General features: G+C 52.2%; 3 protein-coding genes. All 3 read left to right on the top strand.

The window, feature by feature from the left end:
- The first annotated feature begins 101 nt into the window (after positions 1–101).
- Genes RUMCAL_RS13825 through RUMCAL_RS13815 form a run of 3 tightly spaced genes read left to right on the top strand, consistent with a single transcriptional unit; the run spans position 102 to position 1,476 of the window.
- On the top strand, positions 102–605 hold the full coding sequence (locus RUMCAL_RS13825) for an RNA polymerase sigma factor (RefSeq protein ID WP_021683641.1): 504 nt from the start codon (positions 102–104) through the stop codon (positions 603–605).
- Positions 586–1,074: a hypothetical protein gene (locus tag RUMCAL_RS13820; protein WP_021683640.1), complete on the top strand. Its 489-nt coding sequence runs from the start codon at positions 586–588 to the stop codon at positions 1,072–1,074. Before RUMCAL_RS13825 ends, RUMCAL_RS13820 begins: the two co-directional genes overlap by 20 nt.
- Positions 1,075–1,092: 18 nt before the next feature.
- Positions 1,093–1,476, top strand: coding sequence for a hypothetical protein (locus RUMCAL_RS13815; RefSeq protein WP_021683639.1), 384 nt, complete (start codon positions 1,093–1,095; stop codon positions 1,474–1,476).
- Positions 1,477–1,572 lie beyond the last annotated feature (96 nt).

Below are 1,572 nucleotides of genomic sequence, written 5' to 3'. Positions count from 1 at the left end.
CGGGAAATTTGCAAGCAGATGGCGTGCAAAGTTGTCAGACGCTCTTTGTGCGATATTGCCTTAAAATATATGCCGAAATGTAGACGATAGGGGGTATTCCCGTGCCGCAGGACGAAGCCGCGTTTGCGAAGTTTTATGCACGGCATGTCGATACGGTATATCGTATGTGCTACATGCGGATGAAAAATCAGATGGATGCGGAAGATGTGACGCAGGACGTTTTTTTGCGAGCGATGCAGCAACCGCAGCTTTGGTCAGATGATGACCATGCCAGAGCATGGCTGTTGGTGACTGCGTCGAATCTTTGTAAAAATGCGATGCATCACTGGTCACGGACCAAGCGGGAAGAAGTCGAAGACTGGGAGGCAACTCTTGGAACAACGGCATCGCCGGATGAGGTTTCTGCTGTGATGTCGGCAGTAATGGGATTACCGGATCAATACAAGACCGTAGTGTATTTATTTTATTATGAAGGGTATTCCGGAGCAGAAATTGCCGGAATGCTGGGAAAAAAAGAATCCACAGTTCGTTCGCTGCTGCACCGCAGCAAGAAGATGCTGTTGAAAAAGTTAGGAGGTGAGCCGTATGCAGAAACAGGAAGATGAAAAGCTGGAACGCCGTCTGCATCAAGTGATGGAGCAGATCCAGCCTGATGAAGATGCGAAAGACCGCATGTATCTGGAGATCATGCGGCGTGCCTCTGTTGCTGAAACACCGCCGGCAAAGCCGAAGCCGTGGTATCTCCGGTGGCAGACCAGTGCCGGAGCCTGTACCGCAGCACTGCTCTGTGTCGTTGTGGTGGCGGCGGCAGTGCACGGGAGAATGCCGCAGGGCGGCACCGGTCAACTGGATATTGTTTCTCCCACAGTGACGACACAGGCTTCTGAACTGCCGGCAGACACGGAGCAGCCGGACGAAACAGAAACAAGACCGCAGACAGAAATCACTGCCGCAGAAACCGGCGTGACAGTGCACTCTGCGGGAAATGCCAGTGCTGCCGCGGAAAGCAGTACTGTTCCGGCGGAAGATGAAATCGTTTCTCCGGAAATCACCGTGCCGCAGAAGCCGCAGTAGCAGGAAACCCAGCCGGTCGTGACGACTGCGGCTCCGCAGACCAAACCGGTGCAGACCACTGCCGCAGCAACGACTGTTCCGAAAGCGGAAACCACTGCGGCACCGGAAACGGTCACCGAACCGCCGGCAACCACAGCATCATCTGTGGAAACTGTGCCGATCCGGCAGAACATCTATCTGTATTATAAGCTGACGTGGGAGGGAAATCCCTACGATACAGATTATATGGAAGTGTCCAGCAGTTCTCTGGATCAGTATTTGGGATACGGCGTGACACGGGGCAATGATGTGGAAGATACGTATACCGTGTTGATCTACTCTATTGTCGGCGTGGATCCTGTACAGCAGGTAGCAGTACAGTATGCAGGGGAAGAAAAGTATTATGTTTTCACGATCCAGTGAACATAAGAGCTTATTGAAAAAATGAAATCCGGAATCGGTGTCACTAATCTGCCGTGGCACCGATTTTTTTAGGGCAATACCGCACAAAGATTGTGC

Origin of the sequence: Ruminococcus callidus ATCC 27760 (assembly GCF_000468015.1) — a bacterium.
GTDB lineage: Bacteria > Bacillota > Clostridia > Oscillospirales > Ruminococcaceae > Ruminococcus_C > Ruminococcus_C callidus.
This window is presented reverse-complemented; position numbering and strand designations above follow the sequence as displayed.